Below are 23,649 nucleotides of genomic sequence, written 5' to 3'. Positions count from 1 at the left end.
GCAGGCACCACGTCCACTGACTTCACCGTCGACACCCTGGATGACAGCCTCAACGAATCGGCAGATGACGATGTCTTTACTGTGTCTGTAGATTCAACATCCGGTGGTGACTTTGAAGCGCAGCCCACCGCACCAGCTGCGGTGGAAACTACCATCAATGACGGCACCACTACGGATGCGCCAACCCTGACATTGACGGGTGATGCCTCAGTGAATGAAGGTGAAGCGGCCAGTTACACCTTGACGCTCAGTGAAGCGCCAACAGCGGACTTCACCGTGACCATCGTAGTGGGTCACAAGACCTCGGAAGATGGCGATATCACGCCGGTCACCCGCGATGTGGTGATCGCTGCGAACACCACTTCCATCGATTTCACCGTGGACACGCTTGATGACAGCCTGAATGAATCGGCGGATGACGATGTGTTTACCGTCTCGGTGGATGCCACCGCTGGCGGTGACTTTGAAGCGCAGCCCACCGCACCAGCTGCGGTGGAAACTACCATCAATGATGGCACCACCACGGAGGCGCCAACCCTGACATTGATGGGTGATGCCTCAGTGAATGAAGGTGAAGCGGCCAGTTACACCTTGACGCTCAGTGAAGCGCCAACAGCGGACTTCACCGTGACCATCGTAGTGGGTCACAAGACCTCGGAAGATGGCGATGTCACGCCAGTCACCCGTGATGTGGTGATCCCTGCGGGATCGCTATCGCAGTCGTTTAATGTTGACACTTTGGATGACCAGCTTGTCGAACTGTCTGATGATGATGTTTTCACCGTTTCAGTGAGTGCGACATCCGGAGGTGGTTTTGAAGCCCAACCTACACAGCCAAACGCACTTGAAACCTCTATCACAGACAATGATACCGCGGCACTGATTGAGGATATTGGTGACCAATCTGTCTCCGGTGAGTTACAAATCTTCGCAGCCGACGGTGTTACCCCTATTGAGTTTGGAGACACAACGACATCAGGAAGCTATGGCCAACTCGCGCTAGTGAACGGAGCATGGACTTACACACTGGGTGCCAATGCACAGACATTGGATGAAGGAGAAGTCGTCAGCGATACCATTACATTAACTGCGACCGACGGTTCGACACACCAAATAACAGTCTCGATCACTGGTACAGAAGATGCTCCAGAAGTAACAGGTACCCTGACTAGCAGTGTGGACGCGGTAGGCTTCTATCTTGATACAGACAATGCCGAGAGCTTGACCGCAGAGGGAGCGGCTATCTCAGGCCCCACTAATTCGGGCTGGACAACAACATCAACCACAATCAATGGCGTGCCCTATGTTGTCTCAACCCAGTGGGGAATCAGCGTTTCTACCTTCATTTATAAGGTGAACAATGACGGCTCACTCACTGAAACGGACCGAATTACCTACGATCAATCTACCAATACTGTAACCACCAGTTCCGGTGGAGATATCACAGCAGACTTAGTCGCGCTGGGGATCAATCCAGGGTCTTTGGGGAACGGGCTGACTCAATCCAACATATCGGATATTGATGGAAGCCCAACACTGTTTGTTACTTCCCAAAATAGCCATTCACTGACAGCTTGGGAGATTGCCACAGACGGAACGCTGTCGATAAACGGTGGCGTGAGTAATATCACCGCCACTGATGGGCTGAGCTATATCCGAGAAAACGTGGTATTCGAAGGTGAAGATGGCACAGAGTATGTATTTGTCACTCGCCCTGGGACAGATAACATCTCCACATTAACTTATGATCCAATTAGCGGCGATTTTACTAACCTCAATCGCGCCGTTTTTGGTGGGGATCTTGTATCCTCAATCGACATATATACAGACAATAACTACAACACTTGGCTGGTCGCTTCTTCCAATGACCAAGTGCGTATTTACAGCGTCAATGCGACAGATGGAACGCTGACATTTGTTGATTCAGAATCAGTGAATGTAGGCAGCGGCAACTCAGCGAACTTTTATGAAACCAGCGATGGGCGCCTCTATGCCATTTACACAAATACGTCTTCAGATGTCGCAACCATCTATGAGGTAGGAAGCACAGGTAATTTAACCCTCACTGATACTGTTTCTGGAGCCGGCCATTACTTCTCCTCAGCAAGCTATATCAATGGAGAACCAGTGTTTGTCATGCCAAGTACTAGCGGTGGCGTTGACCTTTACACCATCGACAGCAGTGGTAGCTTTGTACTGCAATTCACAATCACCGATATTAGCGGTGACCGAACCCCTCCCGTTATCGTTCAGACTCAAGATGGCTCTTATTATCTGGTAGATGCTGACGGAAACACGGCAACGGTAAAACTGAATATTGGAAATCAGGAAGAAATTACCGTATCAGGCTCAATTGCGATCTCCGATATCGATACCAATGATCAACCAGCGTTCGAGAATGCTGTGGTGGAAGGCAAATATGGGACATTGGAGCTTATTGACGGCAACTGGACGTATACACTTGATAAGGACAAAGCATCCAGTCTGGACAACGATGAAGTAGCTCAGGATATCATCACACTGACCGCCACGGATGGAACGACACAAGACATTGTTATTGATGTTACCGGGCACCAACCGTTTGAACAGTTTGTTCATGGAACCAATACTGACAGTGTTATCGTTAATTTGTCGCCTGATGCTGCATCACCGGGTTTTGAGGAAGATCCATCTGACGGCACCGTTTCATTCTCTCTGGCGGATTACACATCCGATATAGTGGATGACGCAAACGATGGAGATTCCCTCACTACCTCCATCAACATCACTTCTCTGCCAGACAATGGTACGCTTTACTATCTTGATACCAATGGAAACTCAGTCGCTGTTTCTGTCGGAGACACATTACCGGACAATACCAATTTCGTCTTCGAACCAGATAAAGTCTCTAAAACGTTTTCTGCCTCTGATATTACGAGCTCCACTCAAACCACGATTGTGACTGACGGTATGACGGTGTCAGGAGGTACCTTTACTGGAACCAAGCCTGACCTGGCTAGCACCATTACAGATGCTCCGGTTATATGGGAATTTACAAATGGTGAAACTGGTATTGGTATAGGTACAGACAGGGAGCTTGACTCTTCCAACAGCGAAGTCATGATCTTCAATTTTACGGGAGGTCTTGATGTCACAAGCACAGATATATCCGTTGCCAGTGCATATGGTAATTTCTCGAATACCCGCCCAGCAAACGCCACCGTCAATTTCATTGCCTTGAAAGACGGCCAAGTCGTCAACGAATTTACTTTTGAAAACGTCTGGGAGGCGTCAGGCTTAACCGGTAACGCAACAATTAATGTGAGTGATGCCAATGGTTATGATGAATTACGGATGTATATCTCTGCATCCGTCAACAGTAACCTCACTGTTACCAGCGTTTCGACTACTGCAGTGGATACCACAGATACGTCATTTACCTATACAGCAATCAATTCGTTAGGCAATGAGAGTGACGTTGCCACTGTGACATTAGGAGACGCGATCAGCGACACTGCTGAACCTAGAACAGCACCATCAGCTTCCGGCACACTGCTTCTCGCAGATTCCAACGGCGCAACCACGGGGATATTCCCAGACACGACAGAACAAGGTCAGTATGGCTCGGCGCAACTGGTCAATGGCACTTGGACATATACCCTGGATCCAACCCGTCTGACAGATATCCCAGAGGGAGAAACGCTTCAAGACACTATCACATTCACTGCCAATGATGGCACGACATCGGACATCCACATTGTCATCGGTGAATCAGGCACCAACATATCGTCTTTCTACGCCACCAGCGCCACCGAAGGACTGAGTGATTTGGTCGATCTTAGCCAAACTTCAGCGTTCGGCACTGATGGAGATGATCTTCTGTCAGGGCTTGGGGATGATGACATCATGCTTGGACTTGCCGGCAACGACACTCTTAATGGCGCTGCTGGTAAAGATGCGCTGGATGGAGGCATCGGCGATGACATTCTCATCGGCGGTAAAGGAGACGACATTCTGTTTGGTGGAGCAGGCAATGACACATTCGCTTATATGTCTGGCGATCAAGGAACCAGCAGTTCACCCGCCCAAGATCTCATTGCAGACTTTGATACAGCATTGGACCGTTTAGATCTTGCTGATCTTCTGCAAGGAGAAAGCGAAACCAACATTGGGGATTATCTTTCTGTCTTTGATGACGCGAATGGAGAAGCGGTTATCAACATCGCTTCGACAGGTGCAGACACTGACCAGACGATCACCCTAGATAATATCTCTGTTACTGACTTAGCTTCGGCCTATGGTGTCGATTCGACGGGTCTGAGCAACGATCAAATGAGTTCCGCTGTCATCGATGCAATGATCACACAATCGAAAATCATCATCGATTGATCTTTCCATAATCTATTGAAAAGCCAGCGATTAATCCGCTGGCTTTTTCATGCTGAGAATAAATGGCCATTCCTTAACACTCACGTAACTTTACGCAGACTTACCTACCACCACACCTCGCAAATAAAATATAAAACACCATTCATTTAATATTGATACAAGTCACAATATTGTGCATAATTTGCGCAACAAATCATCACGAGGTACCTACTGTGTCAAACAAGATCGCCGCTAAAATTTCAAACTATGTACCACTGTTCATCCTGATGGGTGTAACGACAGCTTTCACGCTGATGAATGCAATGTACTGGGGCGGTGTGCTATAAGGCACAATAAGTAGCAAATGGAGTGCTAGCCTCCTACAGGACGATATTCGAGAAACCCGGCATAAGCCGGGTTTTGTCTGTCTGGGGTATTGAAAGGTGAATCCGGACCTTTTCGAGCGAGAAAACTCTATCTTTTTAAAACCCCAAAACGAGAAAACCCGAGCATTTCTGCTCGGGTTTTGGATATGGCGGTGAGTGAGGGATTACAAAGTATTCAGCCACTCCCTATGCTCGCAGCAAACAAAAATTTCCACAACCTCGTTGAAGTTAGAACTATTTTCTGTATTTTTCCACGTTTCCCAGATAGCACTACCTAAAAAATGACTTAAAAGCCCTCACGAACATTGACTAATCGTCACTAATTGCTGAAAAGGATTGAGAAAGCAGAGTAAATCCTTCGCAACATCAAAACCACTACTGTCTAAGAAGTTAGTTATTCACAAATTATTGCGATCTGAAACATTCTCAGAGGAAATTGTAACAACCTTGACACATGCAATTGCAAAGCACCTCCACAAACACTCAAGCATTCATGCAGGAAATGAATCACCGCTATAAATTGCTCTGTCGATCTAGACCACTAAACCATTATAAGAACTATCTGGTCGTAGCTCTATTAGAAATTTTAAACTTGAATCTTCGAGAAGGTAAACCAAGTGAAATTAGTTCAACAACTACTGCAAAGAAATGGACTGAATACACACAGACTTATTAAGTTTTGTATTCTAGGAAGCGCTTCATTTCCATTATATTCAGTAGCTAGTGTCGAGCCCGCACCAATTGTTTTTGATAATGGTATAGCCGCAACACCGACTCTAATACTGGGTATAAGCCATGACGACAACATCACAAGCCAAGGCAAAGAAAGCGATTCAATATCTTCATTTCTGTATACAGTCGAACCTTCCATAGCTTTAATTGGAGAAGTCAGAAATCATGAGATTTACTCTTCAATAGGTGCTGGATACGGCCGGTATACAAGTAGCAGAGAAGATGACTATTTCGACTATTTCGCCAATGTTGGGGCAAATTTAAATTTGGGCGCAAAGCAAGCGTTAGACATAGAGGCGAGCTTTAAAAGAGAACATGAATCCAGAGGTGATGGCATCAGTGAAGGTGCAGGTAACCTGCTGATTCAACCGATTGAACTAGATCGAGTGACCTTTGATGGCATCTATAGTTATGGAGCCGAAGAAGCAAAAGGAAAACTTTCATTTGGTGCTGGATTTGAAGAAGTAGTATACCAGAATTATAGAGTCCTAAACGGCCCGAATCAGGCAAGGTCAACTAGATTTAAAGACTTTGATGCTGTTGAGCTAACAGGAGCTCTAACTATCAAAGCACACTCAGCACTAAATTCGTTTCTTGAGGTTCGCTCAAAGAAAACTGACTATACATTTAGTAAAAACCAAAACAACCGCCTCAATTTGTATTACTTGGGTGCGAACTGGGACCTAACTGGGAAAACCTCTGGTTTTGCAAAATTTGGCTACCAAGATAAAAAGTTTTCAAATCAGTCAAACGACTTTTCTAGTTTCAGCTGGAACATAGGTCTCACGTGGAACCCGTCGGAGCACGCGACTATTGGATTTGACTCTAGCCGTATAGCTGAAGACCCAAGTGCTATTTCCGGCTACAACGATACCATAAAATACGGAATATTTTGGCAACATCATTGGTTAGAGCGACTGAATACTCGATTTTCATTAACAAGTAACAATGAAAAATTCAATAGTGATTCACGAACTGATGACACTATCACTTATGGCGTATCAGCAAATTATGATATTCGGCGATGGCTCAGTATTTCATTTGGAGTGGACGTGACAGATAAGTCATCCTCAGAAGAAAACATAGCTTATGACCAATTAGTCGCTTACACAGCGGTAACGATGTCGTTATAAGAGACGTTAAGAAATGAAAAAATATAAAATTAGTTTCAATAGCTTCTATATTTTAACATTAGCAATACCCCTATTATTCATGAACTCGGCTTTTGCTACCAGCGACAGTAACTATGTATTAGGGCCGGGAGATTCAATAAAGATACAGGTATATGGCGAGAATGACCTTTCAATGGAGTTATTACTAGACTCTAGTGGATCATTCGATTATCCCTATTTAGGTCAAATATTCGCTTCCGGACTGTCCGTTAATCAGCTAAAAACGTCAATACAAAAAGGATTAAAAGGAGATTATCTTATTAATCCCAAAGTTCGAGTTAACGTCACATCATTCCGCCATATTTATGTCAATGGTGAGGTAAAAAACCAGGTGGATATAATTATCAACCAGGACTAACTGTAGAAAAAGCAATAGCCTTAGCAGGTGGTTTTACCGACCGCGCGGCAAAAGGAAGCATTCAAGTAACATCGAGTATAAAAAACAAGAAGACCACAAAAATTGCCAAGCTCAACGCATCTGTTTTGCCAGGTGACATTATTGTCATCGATCAAACATTTTTCTGATATATCTAAGGAAAAGTTGTGAACCATAGTAAAATTGAAGATACATCAGATGAAATTGACATTCAAAAGCTCTTCTCCATCATTAGAAAGAGCATGTTGAGCATCATAATATTTACTGTATTAGTTACGGCAATAGCTACATTACTGGTCTATTCTATTAAGCCTCAATTTCAAGCAACAGCTACCATACTTATTGAAACACAGAAAAAAAATACGGTTTCTATTGAGGATGTAGTAGGAATTGATAGTACTAAGCAAGAGTACTTCTTAACACAACTAGAAGTATTGAAATCAAATGCATTAGCAGAGCGAGTTATTTTGGAATTGCATCTTGATGAGCTTCCAGAGTTTAATGGCCTCGACCCAAATGCAAAGCCCACTTTAAGAGATAAAATTAAGGAAATCTATCAGTCACTACCAATATACAAGGCGGTCTTTGTAACTAACAAAGTAATCGATATCGAACAGCAAAATGAAATCTTACGTCAACGTGTACTAAACAACTTTAGGTCCAAATTGAATGTATCAGCTGTTGGTAAGACTCAATTGGTTAGAATAAGTTTTACGTCCTTTGACTCTAAGCTTGCAGCTAAAATAGCCAACGCTGTTGGACAATCTTATATAGAGCAAAATTTGGATGCCAGAATAAGTGCCACTCAGGAAGCATCAGCTTGGCTGACTAAAAGAGCCAAAGAGCTAAAATTTCAGCTTGAACATTCTGAGAGTGCTTTGACGAGGTTTCTAACCCAAGAAGGACTTATTGACTCTAGCGGCATAGACAACCTCACAACCACCGAACTAGAAACTTTAACATTGCGCCTTTCCGAAGCGAGAGACAGAAGGGTTGCGGCAGAATCCCTCTTTGCTGTTCTGCGTTCAAATAAAGACACTGATATATCTAGCTTGGCTTCCGTAACTGAAATAGCCAATCACCCGCAGGTGAAAGGAATATTAGCATCTCAAAGTTCTGTAGAGGAACGCATAACCGAGCTGTCAAAACGTTATGGGCCTAAACATGACAAAATGATTCATGCAATGGCACAATACAACGCCATAAAACAACGTTCGGATAAATTTCTCACTCAACTTGCAAATGGGATAGAGAAAGAACTTCAAAGTGCAAGGGAGTTGGAATCTGCACTAAGAAGGGAAATGAGAGACAAAAAAGATGAGTTTCAGGGAATAGCAGTTAAGCGCGCTCGCTATGATGTACTAAAGCGTGAGGTTAAAACTAACCGTGACTTATACGACCTATTTTTAACTCGTCAGAAAGAAACAACAGCTACGAGTGACTTTACCCCCGTTAACGCAAGATTTACAGACGAAGCTTTGCAACCACTCACTCCATCAAAGCCAAAGAAAAAATTAATAATTGTTCTAGCATCACTTATGGGATTAATGGTTTCAGTAGCTTTCGCATTGTTAATTGAAGCATTCAAACAGACATTCGAAAAACCAGAGGATGTAGAGGAAAGGTTGGGAGTAGCTCCACTTGGTACGGTGCCAATGCTTAAAGGACGAAAATTTAAGAAGAATGGAATTTCTCCAAGTGTATTCTTTGAAGACAGTAATGCCGGTTTCTCCGAAGCCTTCCGTCAAATCAGAACATCGCTTCTCCTCAATCAGGCTTATCAATCTCGTAAATTGATTGCCATCGCATCGTCTATGCCAAGTGAGGGGAAGACAACTTCTGCTATCAACATTGCTACATCACTAGCCACAATGGAAAAAGTGCTCATCATTGACGCTGACTTACGCAAGCCATCACTTATGACACGTTTTGGCGCTCCACAATCTCAGTCGGGGCTTACACATCATTTGCTTATGAACCAAGATTTAGAATCTTGTATTTTCCATGATGAAGTTTCAAAGGTTGATGTATTGCCAGCAGGAATGATTCCTCCAAATCCGCTTGAAGTGCTTTCATCTCAAGCTTTCAAAGTTCTCGTTGATAAGCTCACACTAAAGTACGATCGGATTATTATAGACACTCCACCTACATTGCTTTTTAGTGATTCTCTGGTCGTCGGGGATATCTGTGGTGGGGCCATCATTGTCGTTAAAGCGAACCAAACAAGAACCGAGCAAGTTCAAAAAACGATTGGCAAGTTCATCCACCATAAAATTAATCTCGATGGCATCGTCCTTAACCGCGTTTCCAAGAAACAAAGTCAGAGTTCTGCATATTACGGTGAGTACGGTTCTTACTATGGCGCAAAATCCTAATGTATCGGCCAAATATACGGGTTAATTCTCTCATTCAAAAGTTAGTGTTGTTATGTTTCCTTTGTCTTGCAGTCTGGTTAGCCTTCTCCGCTGCTCGATTTGGTGCAGCCAATATTGCGTCACAAGCGCTCAATCATTCTATTGTTCGCTGGCAAGGAGACTACGCCGTTGGAAACCATGTGCAGCCAGAAGATATTAATAACGCGAAAAGTCTGATTAGTACCTTGGATACGCTTCATGGTGACCATCCTCACTATGCATCATTGAATGCGTCTGCTTATATTTGGATGTCCATTCTACAACCTTTAAAAAGAGCTCAGTATCTTGAACTTGCACATGACAACGCATTAAGGAGTTTTCATAGTAGACCTTTATGGACTCCCACCTCCGCTTCCTTAGCCAGGATTGCATACTATCGTGATGAGCCATTTTCTGTTTGGCTCAGCTTAACCAACAAATATGGTCGTTACGTTAACGAGACATATATGGCGCACGTAGAAATAGGTTTCGGGAGTTGGCAAGAACTATCTCCTCAGCAAAAGCGAGATAGTGTCAAATATCTGCTTGCGGGTACTGACACTGGAAATTTAAGGGCTCAATTGACTCCCATTGTTACTGTATCTCCCGGAAAGGTAAAAATATGCCGATTTTTGGCAGCGACAGGTCGCTCTAGTAAAGGGCCATGTGATGATTGATACCCATTGCCATATCCTCCCTGGACTCGATGATGGCGCGAAAAATGAACGAGAAGCTATTGAAATGGCGACTATGGCGTTACATGATGGGATACATGGTTCAATAGCGACACCTCACATCAACCCTGGCCGTTTCGACAACAATCTAAATAGCATTAGTGCTTCGGCAGACACTTTTGCAAACTCACTTGTCAGGCATCAAATCAATTTTAAGCTTCGCTATTCGTCGGAAGTCAGACTATGCCCTGAGATTGACTATATGCTCGCGGCGGAACAAATACCATTCCTCACTGAAGACAGGGGACAAAAAAGGCTTTTAATTGAATTTTCCACGACCAACTATCCTCATGGAGCTTTAGCAAAGTGTAGGTGTTTGCTTGATAAAGGAATTACGCCAGTCATAGCTCATCCAGAAAGATATCGTTATTTTCAACGATCCAGAGTGGATATTGCACAATTTTCAAGACTTGGATGTGAATTCCAAATAACAGCTTCTTCGTTAATTGGAAAATTTCGGCAAGAAGCGCAGAGTTTGGCCAGAGCAATGATTGTAGAGAAGAAAGCAACGTGGTTCGCATCAGATTCGCATAACCTAAAAAGTCGAGCTCCTAATTTATCTGCAGCCTACGAGGAAGCTAAACGGTTTACAGACCAAAAAACCGCCAACCAACTATTCATAGACATGCCGCAAAAGATATTCGCAATGTGTCCAGGTATTCCCTTTGACACATCCATATCCACAATTTGCACTCAAAAAGCAGTGACGAGTGATTATTTTTTAGGGAAAAACGATGAAGATTAAACAGCTCGTATTAGCAACCGCACTCGCTTCAACGTCGCTGTCTGCAAATGCAGATCTAAGCAGTGAGCTGAGCAATAACCCTGACTTACAAGCGGTAATACGTCAGGCACAGTCTGACGGCCTCAGCACACAAGAGATTTTGTCGACCGTTGTAAAAAATGCCCCCGAACGATTAGCAGACATAGCAGCTCAGCTAGCTAGTCTTTCTCCGGAAAGGGCCGCTGAAATAGCGAGTTATGTCATTCCTTTAGCGCCGGATATGGCTTCGGAGCTTGTTGAAAAAGTGGTTTCTCAGGCACCAGATCAAAGTGCAGACATTACACTCAGTGTGCTGATAGTAGCACCAGAGCTTTCTTCTACCGTGGTTGAGGCCGCCACAATAGCGAGTCCAGAAAACGTTGGAAACATCATCGCCAGCGCTGTAACAGCAGCACCAGAAAGTGGCAGCACTGTATTATTGGCCGCTGCAAAGGCAAGTAACCGCAGCGTGACAGAAATTGCAGCTGAAGCCGTCGTCGTCGCCCCAAAAGTAGCTGCCCAAATTGTATCCGGCGCAGTCAAAGCAAGCCCAGAGTCGGCCGTAGAAATCGTCTCAATCGCGTTAAAAGCGAGCCCTGCCAATGCCTCAGAAATAGTAGCAAATGCTGTTAAAGCAGCCCCTGAACAACAAGGTAACATTGTATCTTCTGCCCTTCGGAGCAATCCCGAATCGGCAAGTGACATTGTCCAAGGTGCAGTCAACGCGTCGCAAAATGTTGAAGAAATTATTGGTATTGCTCTCGTCAATGGGGTCGACCCGACATCTCTGCAAGATATTGAAACTGCGGCAGGTCCATCAAACTCTTCAGATAATGCTATTGAAAACACTGCAGACACGCCAGCAGCAGATGTAGTTACAGAAGTACTGGAAGGAAACACCTCCCCACCAGCACCTCCTGTTGCCCCCGTTACACCCGGAACAGGTAGCGGAGGTACCGGTGGTGGTGGTGGTGGTCTTGCTTCTCCAAACTGATCTAGAGAATTTGTTAAGTTTTGGCGAGCCCAGCGCTCGCTTTTTTAATAAGGGCATTTAAGTGTCAAATCGCTTGGAAAGTGTCAGCTTCTATTTGTTGTTGGCACTTATCATCTGGTTACCTGTTCCATTAGGCTCCAACCGACCATGGGCTTGGTCAATTTTTCAATTTTGGATAGCAATACAAACAATCATGCTTTGTTGGGCTTATCGATATCAATTCCCAATTGAGAGGTTAAAACCTATATTGCCATTGTTTATCTCATTGGCTTGCTTTCAACTGTTCACAGCTCTTCAGTTAGTTCCAATTCCCTTTGAGCTACTTACCCTAATTTCACCAAAAACCGCAGAAATATACTCTCATGTAGACGTTGGCAAACACCCAATATCATTGGATCCAGCCCAAACAGAAATCTCGTTAATGCTGGGTATCACATACTGTTTATTTATTCTGATTACTGCATCGGTGATTAACTCTAGGCAAAGGTTACAGGCAGTCATCTATGCCACAATCGTTAGCGGAACTTTACAGGCGTTTTACGCCGCAATGCTAGTTTTATCAGATATACCTGATAGCCCAATATTCGGATTTCCTGCTAAAAACGGGGCAACCGGCTCTTTCGTCTATAGAAACCATCTAGCCAATTACCTACTTCTGTGCGTTTCTCTTGGGCTTGGGTGCATTGTCGCTCAGCTGTCAGTAACAAGATCCTATGATTGGCAATCAAGGCTAAAACGGATTGTTCTGAATTTATTGAGCGTTAAGTTACTCGTGCGCTTATGTCTCATTATCATGGTTATCGCATTAGTCATGACACGCTCCAGAATGGGAAATAGCGCTCTGGTTATCCTTACAATTGCTGGCGCCGCAATCGCTTTGATTGCCTACCGAAACAGACCTAGATCCCTCACAATGTTAATGGTGAGTGTCATTATCATTGATTCACTGATAATGGGGGCAATATTTGGTTTGGAGAAAGTGAAACAACGAATCCAGCAAACAGCTATAGAAACCGAGGCACGACCCGAGATCTTTGCGTGGAGTATTGAAATTGTTAAGGATTTCCCTTTATTCGGGTCTGGCGCAGGTAGTTTCTATGGCATATTTCCAAGTTATCACCAGCACTATATCAGCGTATTTGTTGACCATGCTCACAACGAGTACGTTCAATTTCTCGCGGAATATGGGGTCTTTGCGCCGCTATTATTGGTTTTTGCGGTGACTTACCCAATTTACCTTAGTGTGAGAACTTTAAGAACAAGGGAGAGTGCGCTGATGAAGGGGACAGCCCTTGGATGCTTGATGGCAATCATAGGAATGCTGACTCATATTACGGTAGACTTTAACCTAAGACCTGCTGCAAACGCGACTCTCTTCATTCTCGTCCTCACGCTGGCCTGTATCGTTGCGAAAATGCCTCGCAATGGTTACGAGTCCCAATAAATGGGCGAGGATCGATTTAATATCAACAGAGCTAGATCTATGAGATTAAAAATTTTGAAGGCTCTCACCCTCCCTCAAATATTTTCATAAGCCAGAAACGAGAAAACCCGAGCATCTCTGCTCGGGTTTTGAATATGGCGGTGAGGGAGGGATTCGAACCCTCGATACGTTGCCGTATACACACTTTCCAGGCGTGCTCCTTCAGCCACTCGGACACCTCACCAAATTGTTTGTCGGACTTCTCGTCCCAACGGGGCGCTACTATAGGGAAAGAGGCCTAGAGCGTCAATAATATTTCTGAAAAAAGCGCGCAAGTGGCTATCTTTCAAGCGCTTTGGTTCAGTATTGAACTCGAAACCGCTTTTCTCTCTCAGAAATCTCCACACACTGCTAGAATAAGCAGCTCAATAGGAAAAGAGAGTTTTTCATGTCTATCTCGCTATCGCAATTTATTACCGAAAACGGATTGGAGCCAAAACTGCTTTCCGCCACGCAAACAGAAGGCTTTGTGACTGCAATGGCTGCAGCCCCACACCTTATCGACCCAAGTGAATGGCTTGCATTTATGTGGGGTGGTGAAGAAGAAGCGCCGTTTGGTAGCCATGAACAACTTGAACAATACGCCAACATCATTGTTGAAATGTGGAACGAACAGCGTGGTGCTTTGCTTTCAAACGAATGGCAATGGCCTGAACCTTGTGCACTGAGCGAAAGCGAGATCGTTAACGAAGCGACGCGCGAATACTGTGAAGGCATGCTGCAGGGCTGGACCCTTTGCCGTGATGACTGGGAAACACTGATGCCTGAAGACTCGCAAGAAAACGCGCTTCTGGGCGGTGTCCTGCTTTCTATCAGCCTGCTGTTTGATCCTGAGTCTGCATTGGCTGTGATGGAAGAACAGGGCGCTGCGGAACTTGCACAGTTTGAGGAAGTGTTCAATGGCATGCCGGTAATGCTTTGTGGCCTGACGATGCGCGCCATGCAAATGGTTGAAGCACAATAATCCGCCATTATTTTCGCATCATTAAAAAGCGGTCTATGACCGCTTTTTTTATTTCAAAGTTTTCGCGCAGTTTTCAACCATTCCTGATATAGTCGCGCCCCTGAATTTACTCGCCGCTCAAACGGCACTGACAACGAGACTCTCCCTGTGACGAATCAAGTATTCTCAACACTTCCGTTGAAAGATGAATTGCTTTCTACGCTCAATGACATTGGCTACAAAACCATGACGCCAATTCAGGCCCAGAGCCTGCCTTCCATACTTGATGGGAAAGATGTCATCGGTCAGGGAAAAACAGGCTCAGGCAAAACTGCAGCTTTTGGTCTTGGATTGCTGAACCGACTCAACGTCAAACGTTTTCGCGTTCAATCACTGGTGCTCTGCCCTACCAGAGAGCTGGCCGATCAAGTCGCCATTGAAATCCGCAAGCTGGCACGTGGCATTCATAACATCAAAGTGCTAACACTGTGTGGCGGTGTTCCTATGGGTCCTCAAATCGGATCATTGGAACATGGTGCGCACATTATCGTAGGCACACCTGGCCGTATTCTGGACCATATGGAAAAAGGCCGCCTATCTCTGGAAGAAGTGAACACACTGATTCTGGATGAAGCAGACCGCATGCTGGAAATGGGTTTCCAACCTGCTCTCGATGCTATTTTTGACCAGGTACCATCTGACCGTCAGACGCTGCTGTTCAGTGCCACTTACCCGGCGCAAATCCAGAGCATCAGCAAGCAAATCATGGCAAACCCAGTGATGGTGAAAGTGGAATCAAACCATGATGACACCAGTATTACCCAACATTTCTACCGCTGTGCAAATAATCGCGAGCGTATGGAAGCACTTCAGCTTTTGCTGCTGAAGCATCAGCCTGAAAGTGCGGTGGTGTTCTGTAACACCAAGCGCGACGTGAAAGACGTGGCTGCAGTACTGGATAACGAAGGCTTCTCTGTGGTTGCGCTACATGGTGATTTAGAGCAACGCGACCGCGACCAAATGCTTTTGAAGTTTGCTAACAAGAGTACCAACATCATGGTGGCGACGGACGTTGCTGCACGTGGTTTGGATATCGAAGCATTAGATGCGGTGATTAACTATCACATGGCGTTTGATACCGAAGTTCATATTCACCGTATCGGCCGCACGGGTCGTGCAGGCAGCGAAGGTGCTGCGTATACGTTCTTCGGTGATGAGGATGGTTATCGTGTTGCATTGCTGGAAGATCATCTTGAGCGCGATATCAAACCTTCAGCATTGCCGGATTCCAGCGTATTGAACAATGTACCGCGCACTCCTGCCATGGTGACACTGCACATTGATGGTGGTAAGAAAAGCAAGGTTCGCCCTGGTGACATTCTTGGCGCGTTGACCGGTGAAAATAGTATTGAAGGTAAACAAGTCGGCAAAATCAAAGTCACCGATTACCGTTCTTATGTTGCCGTTGAGCGCAACGTAGCGAAGAAAGCCTTGAAGAAGCTCTCCAGCGGTAAAATCAAAGGTAAAACCTACCGCGTTTGGCAGCTTCGCTAAAACCAATAAAATAACAAAAGCCGTCTTAACGACGGCTTTTTAGTCTCTGTCACCTTTACCCATGAGTTAGCTTGGCAGGAATTCTTGTGACCAGCCATCACTCACGATACCTTTGTCTATCAAACTCTGGATATCTGACTCACCAAATCCAAGCTCACCTAACACTCTCCGGCTAGAACGCCCGAAACGTTCAGTTTGCGGGGCCGCGATAATCTTTGCTTCTTTTGGACGAATCGAATAGTGATCAACCATAGTCGTGACATAGCCGCTCGGGTGTTCGTCATGGGTCGAAAACGCATAACTGCCAGAATCAAACCCGACCTGCCCATCCTGTGGGCGGCTGTAACGCTTTCTGAGCCATTCAATGCTGCGTGTTTGCGCTGCCGCAACGTCTAACTGGGACAGTTTATTCAGCCAAACATCGTTGGGCTTACGTTTAAATTGATTCGCAAGCAAGGCCTTGCGCCCTGCCTCGTCGCAAGTAGAGATACCTCGGAGCTCTTCAAGCATTTCGAGTTTATTGATATCGGTTTCCGTCGCATCAAGATATAGCCAGCCATCATGAGTTTGATAGAAGTGCGACAAGGCATCATAACCCAACGCTTCGCGACCAGATGGCTCGTCTCTCGGCGCACCTTCGTAATCATGGCTGTATTTAATCTGTGCCAGATTGGTTGTCGATGACAATGACGTTCTGGGGCGCAGTACTTGTCCTGTTTTCGCCCGCACATACAAAGCAACAGACATTGCGAGCCCAGCAGCGAAGCCACAATTTACATCCAGCGTTCCAAGGTGAGCATGTTCTTCTGGTGTCTCCGCGCCGCCAAAGCGGGTCATGATGCCACTGTTTGCTTGAATGATATCGTCATAGCCAATGTAATCCGTTTTCTCCCCGCGCTTAGGCCCTCCAAGACAATCCAAGCGGCAGAAAATTACATCGGGGTTAATCGCTTTTAAGCGCTCTTCGTTCAAACCGAGAGGTTCAACCTGACGTGAAGGCGCATTGATAACGACGATATCGCAGGTCTTCACCAAAGCTTCGAAAATGGGTTTGCCTTCGTCAGTCAGCATATCGAGCAGCAAGCTCTTCTTCCCGATATTGGAGAGATAACTGAAGAACACACCAATCAGCGGATCATACATTGGCTTGGTCGGATCCAGCTTGATAACTTCTGCCCCAAATCGCGATAAAAATGCCGTGGAATGTGGCCCTGCAATAACGTTTGTCAGGTCGAGAACACGAACGCCCTTGAGCCATTGGCGGTCGGGCTCGACATTGGGTGAAGCTCCGTAGTTCTTGGGCAGTCCAGCTTGGCTAAAAAGCCTTTCCGCATCGTGATATTCCGCAAATTTCCGCGGGACTATCTCGCATAGCTCTTCACCCAACTCTTCAAACCACACCAGAGGGCCAGGCTGTTTCATTACGCCATATTCAGGATCATTCACTTCTACAATAAGGCCGCTTTCCAGCGAATAAGGCGCATTGACCCACTCTTGCGTCGAGCGGTGCGGCGCGCCTGGAATTCCCCCTTCGCCAAAGAGCTTGCCCCATTCTTCAGATGTTTTGGTGATGAAGACACGCTTCATTTTCTCAGAGATTTTGGCAGCCCAGTTTGCAGGTAAAGGGTAAACACCAATGGACGTTTCAGCTTCCCATTGAGAATGCGGAAGATAGAGGTTTTCAACGTCTGGTAGACCTTCAGCCACCAGCTCATCATAAATGCCAGCAAGCTCAAGGCAGCGACGGGCATGGTTACGGTGTGACGGACAGACCACATAGAAATAGCGGCCATCTTTGCATTTGTAGGTACGGAAAAAGGGGTCAAGGTACTCCTGAAGCTCATCATAGGAGACGTCCATAGGGAGCCCTGCGTCGCGGCGACGTGCAATCTCTTTTTCCCTCATCGTGTGGTAGCGCTCTGGCATGCCCTCAATATTGATGGAGTTGTAAGAGAGGCCTTCCATGAGTGCTGCAGCCACTGGTACTTCAATATGATCTCCCTGGCCACTTTTCTCTCTATCAAACAATGCCAATGAAACACCACTTGCCGCCAACATGGTAGCGTAAGCAGAACCCAGCGTGAGCGGAGAAAAGCTCGGATCACACCCCATTAATACCCGGTTGTAACCCATATCGGTAAAAGCTCCGGAAGAAGCAGCAATCACAGCTTCCGTTGCTTTCCATTGTTTGCGTAGTTGGTCATTTGATGCAAAGCCAGGCAGAGAAAGCGTAATCAAGCTGGGGTTTGTTTCACGCAGAGTGTCTAAATCGATACCCAGCTTCTTCATCGTACCAGGACGGAAGTTTTCAATGATTACATCAGCCTGTGAACACAAGGACAAAGCCCTGTCGAGATCCAAGCCAGATTTTAGGTCCAGCCGAATATTGGTTTTATTCCGATTAAGAACAGCGTTGGCCGAATGTTTCCAAAGTGGTCCGTTAGGCGGGTCAATATGAACCACATTGGCACCCAAGTCGGCAAGGATCATGGCGACGGCTGGGCCAGAAACATACTGACCAAAATCGACAACATTTAGACCTGAAAACGGCAATGCATTTCTCATTTATCTCGCTCCTTGCTAAAGAGACATAATCATTGAATGAGAACCACCGAAAGGTGAATTCATTGCCGGATATTAATAACTTTAAACTTTATCGACTATTAATTTAAATTTGGTCTCGTCATAAATTTTTTAATGCGCCTATGGATGACTAGTTATAAAGCGGGCGATGTATGTTATTTACTTCATCGTTATTAACCTCTTCCATTACCCAGTTAATAAAAGCTTCGGCATGGGGATGCAAGAAACGGGATTTATGATTAACCAAATAGAAAGCTTCTGTTGTTAAAACTTCCTGTTCAAATAAGGAGATAAGCTTTTCATTTTCGAAATACCCTTGAAGTAAACTACTCCTCCCCAAAACTATACCACCGCCGTTAGCCGCCACTTCAAAGGCATTGATTAAAGTATCAAACTGACTGCCAAGGTTAAAATCGGTGTATGGCATACCAATCGACTGAAACCATCTATTCCAGCCGTCCTCGTAACCGATAACGTGTATCAGATTCTCATTGACGATATCTTCAGGGACGGGTTTTCCTTGGAAACGGGAAGCGTAGTTTGGGCTGCAAACCGGTTGGAGCAGATCCCATGTAAGTCGGCGAGCTTCATACTGCTGCCATCGGCCGTTGCCGTAGATAATCTCGAGATCACAATCAGGCGCCTTCTGTTGGCTATTCACCCAAATATTGCTAGTGATCTTGAGGTTGATATCCGGGTACTGCTCATAAAAATCGGGCAAACGCGGAGCAAGCCAGTTAACAAAAAAGACAAGATTAACTCTAACATTCAGTAGCTTATTTCTTCCTTTACCAAACAGTTCATCAGTCACCTCGTTCATTTTTTCAATAGACTCATGAAGCACAGGTAAGTATGCAGCGCCCGCTTCGGTCAACTCTAAACCTCTCGGCAACCTGACGAACAGCATAGTACCGAGCTGGCTTTCCAGTGCTTTGATCTGCTGACTCATCGCGGCCTGCGTTATGTGTAATTCCTGAGAGGCATGGGTAAAGCTAAGATGCCTTGCCGCAGCTTCAAACGACCTAAGCCAGTTCAGCGGAGGTAGCCGTTTCTTCATGTGTTGTGTTCCTTGCATCACGTTAAAACCAACAGTTTTTTTGAGAAAAATCCATCTTGCCGACATCAAAAAGTGCCGAATTTTCATTTTTATAAATTCACTATTTACACCTAACCAACACAGAAAGAAATGGTCAGAATGTAAAAATAGTGACACACATCTTTAATGCATAATTATTTTTATACCAATGACTATAAATTTATTAATTGATGGAAAGTGTTGAATTGTGAAAGGTTACTACCTCGGGTAAAAAACGCCTTACTTACCTAAATGCGACATATATAAGTCGCAAATAAGTAAATTTAAAATGTCGAGAAAGCAAATTAGTAAAAACAATAAATCTTACTAATTTTCTAGCATTTTAAAGAGGAGCATTGCAATCAGCTCAGAGCTTAATTCTATAGAGGGAAGCAATATTTTCATCGCGCCTAATTCCCAGTGGGGATCCTGTAGAGCGCTATTACCCGAAAACCAGATATCAATACAGTAGGAGCCTTAAAATGAGCACTTCAGTTGCTATGCCACGGATGATGGAGTTCGGCGAAGACGCCACCAAACGGCTGCCGGATATCGTGAAAGGATTTAACGCTTCTCGCGTCCTGATCCTTACAGACAAAACCATGGTACAGATGGGCTATGCCGCCATGGTGACAGAACTGCTGTCAGAAGCTGGGATTCAAAGCCATATCTACGCTGATACCATTCCAGAGCCGACCTCACAATCGATTGAAGAAGCGGTATCAGTGACACGCGATAGTCAAACTGACTGCATTGTGGCCCTTGGAGGCGGCAGTGCCATCGACAGCGCTAAGGCGATTAGTATGCTTGCCAGTCACGGCGGCATCATGCGTGATTACAAAGCGCCTCGCATCGTTAATGAAACTGGTATTCCGGTGGTAGCAATTCCAACCACTGCGGGTACTGGTTCGGAAGTCACCAAGTTCACCATCATCACGGACTCAGAAACCGATGAAAAAATGCTCTGTATTGGCCTGGGCTTTCTTCCGGTAGCTGCTTTGGTGGACTACAAGTTGACCATGTCCCTGCCCCCTCGTATCACCGCGGACACAGGGATCGACGCCCTTACTCATGCCATCGAAGCTTATGTGAGTAAGAAAGGAAACCCATTCAGCGATTACAACGCGTTGGAAGCGATGCGTCTTATCGCGCCAAACCTACGCAAGGCCTACCACGACGGTCAAAATGTCGAAGCACGTCAGAAAATGATGATGGGCTCCACACTCGCAGGCATTGCCTTTTCCAATGCCTCAGTTGCCTTGGTTCACGGTATGAGCCGGCCTATTGGCGCGTTTTTCCATGTACCACACGGATTGTCCAATGCCATGTTGCTGCCAAGTATTACCGCCTTTTCCATTCCAGCTTGCCCTGAGCGCTACGCACAGTGCTCAAAAGCGATGGGATTGGTTGATGAGTCTGCCAGTGTTGAAGGAGCCAATAACCGCTTGCAACAAGAGTTGCTGGCACTCAACGAAGAACTAAAAGTCCCCACATTGGAAGAGTTCGGTGTGGTAAAAGATGATTTTGACGCCGTGCTCGACACCATGATTCAGCAGGCTTTTGGATCTGGTTCCCCAGGGAATAACCCAAGAGTGCCAACTGAAGACGAGATGAAAACACTCTACACCAGCCTCTGGAAATAGGAGAAAGATAAATGACGGATATCGGGCATTTGATCAACGGAGAGATCAGAGAAACTTGTTCCAGAAAGCAAGCAGTGTACAACCCAGCAACGGGGGAGCACGCTAAGGATGTATTAATAGCGCCCGTAGAGCTGGTGGATGAAGCGGTCGACATCGCAAATGCTGCATTCCCAGAGTGGCGCAACACACCTGCCATTAAACGTGCACGTATTATGTTCCGTTACAAGCAGTTGCTCGAAGACAACAAGGAAACGATTTGTCGGCTGATTGGTGAAGAGCATGGGAAAATTCAGCATGACGCAATGGGCGAGCTTCAACGCGGTATCGAAAATGTCGAATATGCTTGTTCCGCTACAGAACTGTTGAAAGGTGAGTTCAGCAAAAACGTCGGCGCAGGTATCGACTCTTGGTCTGAACATCAGCCACTCGGTGTCGTTGCAGGTATTACCCCCTTCAACTTCCCCGCCATGGTACCGCTTTGGATGTTCCCTATGGCATTAGTTTGCGGTAACTGCTTCATCCTCAAGCCGTCTGAACGCGACCCTAGCGCAGCACTATATATAGCTGAACTCCTGAAAGAAGCAGGATTGCCAGACGGTGTCATGCAGGTCATCCAAGGCGATAAAACCGTGGTAGACAGACTGCTGGAAAGCAAAGGCATAGAAGCCGTCAGCTTTGTTGGCAGCACGCCGATTGCGCAGTACATCTACGAAAAGGCGAGTCAGTCCGGCAAACGCTGTCAGGCTCTCGGCGGCGCGAAAAATCACGCGATTGTCATGCCAGATTGCGACATGGAAAACGCGGTGAACCAGTTACTTGGTGCTGCATTTGGATCTAGCGGAGAGCGCTGTATGGCGCTATCTGTGGCAGTCGCAGTCGGTGATGACGCGGCGGACAGATTAATCGGCAGTCTCGCAGAGAAGCTCTCATCACTGCGCGTTGGTCCTTTCTATGACAACGACAATGATTTCGGCCCTGTCATCACTCAAGAGCACAAAGAGAAAGTCGAAGCTTACATCGCTTCTGCTGCAGAAGATGGCGCGAGACTCGTGGTTGATGGACGAAACCCTCATGTTGAAGGCTATGAAAATGGCTTCTATGTGGGTGCAACACTTATCGACAATGTTAGGCCAGACATGGTCAGCTATCAGGAAGAGATCTTTGGCCCAGTGCTACAGGTCGTTCGAGTGAATTCCATGGAAGAAGCCATGACACTCATCAACGATCATAGATATGGCAACGGCACCTGCATCTTCACCCGTGATGGTGAAGCAGCGCGTTATTTCTCTGATCACATCAAAGTCGGCATGGTCGGGATCAACATTCCCCTGCCCGTTCCCGTGGCTTATCACAGCTTTGGCGGCTGGAAGCAATCACTCTTTGGTGACCTTCATGCGTATGGGCCAGATTCGGTGAAGTTTTATACCCGACGCAAAACCATCACCCAACGTTGGCCATCAGCCAGTGTGCGTGAAAGTACATCTTTCTCTATGCCGACGCTGTAATTTGAAAACACACAAAGCAAAAAGAGCTGCCGATGGCAGCTCTTTTTAGGCCGTTACAGAGTCTTGCCTGCGTTTATTCAGCACAATCAATATCACAGCTGGAATATTCATCAACACCCCGTAAAGTAAAGGCGTCAATGCCAGTTCAGGCTGTTGAAGTTGGACGACTGCGACGAATATAGCTGTGCCTGCATTCTGAATACCGACCTCAATAGCAAAAGTTCGTGTGAGCTTTCTATCGCCTGAAAACAGCTTTGACACGGCAACCCCCAAGCCCATTCCCAACAAACACAGTAACAGCACCATCACGGATGCAACGGAGAAGAGTTGAGAGAACACGGCCGTGTTAGCGGCAAGCGTCACTGCCACCGTAAAGAACAGCGCCCACAAAGCTGATTTACCTGCCAAAACAGAGAAACGTGTAAAGCCTTCTCCTTTCACAAAGTGATTGAGTAACATGCCAATAGTCACTGGCAACAAAGTGACAGCGATAAGCTGCAGGATGGCCGTTTTGACCGGAATCACTGCAGAGACATCTGAGAGTACCAAAGACAGCATCAGAGGTAAGCTGAAAGGAATAATCAGGCTGCTGACCGCTGTCATGGTGATAGAGAGCGCAGAGTCTCCGCCTGCCAAATGACTTATCGCGTTGGAGGAAGCTCCACCCGGAGCCAGTGCCAGAATCCAAAGGCCCACAGCAACCACTTCTGGCAATGCAAAAACATGAATGAGGATGTAGGCAATGAGCGGCAAGCCAACAAGCTGCGCCGTTAGTCCAGCTGCAATTTTTCCCGGGTACTCCGCCACGCGTTTGAAATCAGTCAATGACAAGGTAATGCCGACACAGAACATCATCCAAGCCAGTGCGATTGGAAGCCCTATGGTTAACATTGCTTGTGCCATGTTTATTCCTCAACGTTTGAAAACAAAAAAGGCGAACATCATGCCCGCCTTTTGAATAACTTT

The 23,649-nt window shown here is 45.9% G+C and carries 14 protein-coding genes, 1 tRNA gene and 1 pseudogene; 12 read left to right on the top strand and 4 right to left on the bottom strand.

The window, feature by feature from the left end; all coding sequences use genetic code 11:
- The 8 genes and pseudogenes from G5S52_RS02890 to G5S52_RS02855 form a co-directional block, all read left to right on the top strand.
- On the top strand, positions 1-4,368 hold a 4,368-nt coding region (locus G5S52_RS02890; protein ID WP_165011689.1), incomplete at its 5' end, for a beta strand repeat-containing protein.
- A gap of 982 nt (positions 4,369-5,350) precedes the next feature.
- Entirely contained in the window at positions 5,351-6,598 is a 1,248-nt protein-coding gene (locus G5S52_RS02885; RefSeq protein ID WP_165011688.1) for an outer membrane beta-barrel protein, read from the top strand.
- 13 nt (positions 6,599-6,611) lie between these two features.
- Positions 6,612-7,162, top strand: a pseudogene (locus G5S52_RS02880) (polysaccharide biosynthesis/export family protein).
- 18 nt (positions 7,163-7,180) lie between these two features.
- The gene (locus G5S52_RS24340; RefSeq protein WP_165011687.1) at positions 7,181-9,388 is read left to right on the top strand and encodes a GumC family protein; all 2,208 of its coding nucleotides are present in this window, start codon (positions 7,181-7,183) and stop codon (positions 9,386-9,388) included.
- Positions 9,388-10,083 carry a hypothetical protein gene (locus tag G5S52_RS02870; protein WP_165011686.1) on the top strand — a complete coding sequence of 232 codons (696 nt, stop codon included), beginning with the start codon at positions 9,388-9,390 and terminating at the stop codon, positions 10,081-10,083. Before G5S52_RS24340 ends, G5S52_RS02870 begins: the two co-directional genes overlap by 1 nt.
- On the top strand, positions 10,076-10,885 hold the full coding sequence (locus tag G5S52_RS02865) for a tyrosine-protein phosphatase (protein ID WP_165011685.1): 810 nt from the start codon (positions 10,076-10,078) through the stop codon (positions 10,883-10,885). The genes G5S52_RS02870 and G5S52_RS02865 overlap by 8 nt, the downstream gene beginning before the upstream one ends.
- The gene (locus G5S52_RS02860) at positions 10,875-11,897 is read left to right on the top strand and encodes a hypothetical protein (RefSeq protein ID WP_165011684.1); all 1,023 of its coding nucleotides are present in this window, start codon (positions 10,875-10,877) and stop codon (positions 11,895-11,897) included. The genes G5S52_RS02865 and G5S52_RS02860 overlap by 11 nt, the downstream gene beginning before the upstream one ends.
- A 61-nt stretch (positions 11,898-11,958) precedes the next feature.
- Positions 11,959-13,341: an O-antigen ligase family protein gene (locus tag G5S52_RS02855; RefSeq protein WP_165011683.1), complete on the top strand. Its 1,383-nt coding sequence runs from the start codon at positions 11,959-11,961 to the stop codon at positions 13,339-13,341.
- A 135-nt stretch (positions 13,342-13,476) separates the two neighbouring features.
- Here the strand turns inward: G5S52_RS02855 and G5S52_RS02850 are convergent.
- Positions 13,477-13,564 (bottom strand) — tRNA-Ser (locus G5S52_RS02850).
- A 204-nt stretch (positions 13,565-13,768) separates the two neighbouring features.
- Between G5S52_RS02850 and G5S52_RS02845 the strand changes: the two genes are divergently transcribed.
- A complete protein-coding gene (locus G5S52_RS02845; RefSeq protein ID WP_165011682.1) occupies positions 13,769-14,344 on the top strand; it encodes a UPF0149 family protein in 576 nt (191 codons plus the stop codon).
- A 147-nt stretch (positions 14,345-14,491) separates the two neighbouring features.
- Positions 14,492-15,877 (top strand): ATP-dependent RNA helicase DbpA, encoded by a 1,386-nt coding sequence (dbpA, locus tag G5S52_RS02840; RefSeq protein ID WP_165011681.1) that lies wholly within the window; start codon positions 14,492-14,494, stop codon positions 15,875-15,877.
- Positions 15,878-15,943: 66 nt separating this feature from the next.
- Here dbpA and G5S52_RS02835 read toward each other — a convergent pair whose 3' ends face one another.
- Together G5S52_RS02835 and G5S52_RS02830 are read right to left on the bottom strand one after the other, a co-directional pair.
- Complete coding sequence (locus tag G5S52_RS02835; RefSeq protein ID WP_165011680.1) at positions 15,944-18,442, bottom strand: CoA transferase; 2,499 nt, start codon at positions 18,440-18,442, stop codon at positions 15,944-15,946.
- 148 nt (positions 18,443-18,590) lie between these two features.
- A complete protein-coding gene (locus G5S52_RS02830) occupies positions 18,591-19,604 on the bottom strand; it encodes a LysR substrate-binding domain-containing protein (protein WP_235956057.1) in 1,014 nt (337 codons plus the stop codon).
- Positions 19,605-20,017: 413 nt separating this feature from the next.
- On the opposite strand from G5S52_RS02830, the gene G5S52_RS02825 reads away from it, so the two are divergent.
- Positions 20,018-21,178 (top strand): iron-containing alcohol dehydrogenase, encoded by a 1,161-nt coding sequence (locus G5S52_RS02825; RefSeq protein ID WP_165011679.1) that lies wholly within the window; start codon positions 20,018-20,020, stop codon positions 21,176-21,178.
- Between the two features lie 11 nt (positions 21,179-21,189).
- Entirely contained in the window at positions 21,190-22,683 is a 1,494-nt protein-coding gene (locus G5S52_RS02820) for a CoA-acylating methylmalonate-semialdehyde dehydrogenase (protein WP_165011678.1), read from the top strand.
- Between the two features lie 45 nt (positions 22,684-22,728).
- Here the strand turns inward: G5S52_RS02820 and G5S52_RS02815 are convergent, their stop codons facing one another.
- On the bottom strand, positions 22,729-23,586 hold the full coding sequence (locus tag G5S52_RS02815; RefSeq protein WP_165011677.1) for a bile acid:sodium symporter family protein: 858 nt from the start codon (positions 23,584-23,586) through the stop codon (positions 22,729-22,731).
- Positions 23,587-23,649 lie beyond the last annotated feature (63 nt).

It is taken from the genome of Grimontia sedimenti (assembly GCF_011045095.1).
GTDB lineage: Bacteria > Pseudomonadota > Gammaproteobacteria > Enterobacterales > Vibrionaceae > Enterovibrio > Enterovibrio sedimenti.
This window is presented reverse-complemented; position numbering and strand designations above follow the sequence as displayed.

Coding starts and splice junctions, on each gene's coding strand:
- G5S52_RS02865 (WP_165011685.1), top strand. CDS start 10,076: ATGATTGATACCCATTGCCATATCCTCCCTGGACTCGATGATGGCGCG.
- G5S52_RS02820 (WP_165011678.1), top strand. CDS start 21,190: ATGACGGATATCGGGCATTTGATCAACGGAGAGATCAGAGAAACTTGT.
- G5S52_RS02870 (WP_165011686.1), top strand. CDS start 9,388: ATGTATCGGCCAAATATACGGGTTAATTCTCTCATTCAAAAGTTAGTG.
- G5S52_RS02830 (WP_235956057.1), bottom strand. CDS start 19,604: ATGAAAATTCGGCACTTTTTGATGTCGGCAAGATGGATTTTTCTCAAA.
- G5S52_RS02825 (WP_165011679.1), top strand. CDS start 20,018: ATGAGCACTTCAGTTGCTATGCCACGGATGATGGAGTTCGGCGAAGAC.
- G5S52_RS02835 (WP_165011680.1), bottom strand. CDS start 18,442: ATGAGAAATGCATTGCCGTTTTCAGGTCTAAATGTTGTCGATTTTGGT.
- G5S52_RS02845 (WP_165011682.1), top strand. CDS start 13,769: ATGTCTATCTCGCTATCGCAATTTATTACCGAAAACGGATTGGAGCCA.
- G5S52_RS02815 (WP_165011677.1), bottom strand. CDS start 23,586: ATGGCACAAGCAATGTTAACCATAGGGCTTCCAATCGCACTGGCTTGG.
- G5S52_RS02860 (WP_165011684.1), top strand. CDS start 10,875: ATGAAGATTAAACAGCTCGTATTAGCAACCGCACTCGCTTCAACGTCG.